Annotated in this window: 1 protein-coding gene; it reads right to left on the minus strand. The window is 41.7% G+C overall.

Annotated features, from left to right (window positions below; all coding sequences use genetic code 11):
• A partial coding sequence (locus AAEY55_RS18265) for a glycine--tRNA ligase subunit alpha (protein WP_350552663.1) occupies positions 1–278 on the minus strand: 278 nt, incomplete at both ends.

A 278-nucleotide genomic window follows, 5' to 3' on the forward strand; every position in this document is an offset into this window, starting at 1 on the left:
GTTGAAAGCATGTGATGCTTTCATGACTTGCTCGTAAGCAGGTAATGGTAGCGGTTTTTCGAGTGATAAAAGGTGATGGCACATTTTTTCACACTGGTCGAACAGGGTGAACATAAAGTCGACATCGGCATGTTCAAAGTTATAAGTTGATTGCTCAACTTCGTTCTGATGGAAAATATCACCATAAGTGACACGACCTAAAGGTCCGTCGGTCCAAACAAGATCGTATACACTATCAACTTCTTGAATATACATCGCTAGACGCTCAAGTCCGTAAG

The organism is Pseudoalteromonas sp. 120-MNA-CIBAN-0494 (assembly GCF_040308885.1).
Lineage (GTDB): Bacteria > Pseudomonadota > Gammaproteobacteria > Enterobacterales > Alteromonadaceae > Pseudoalteromonas > Pseudoalteromonas nigrifaciens.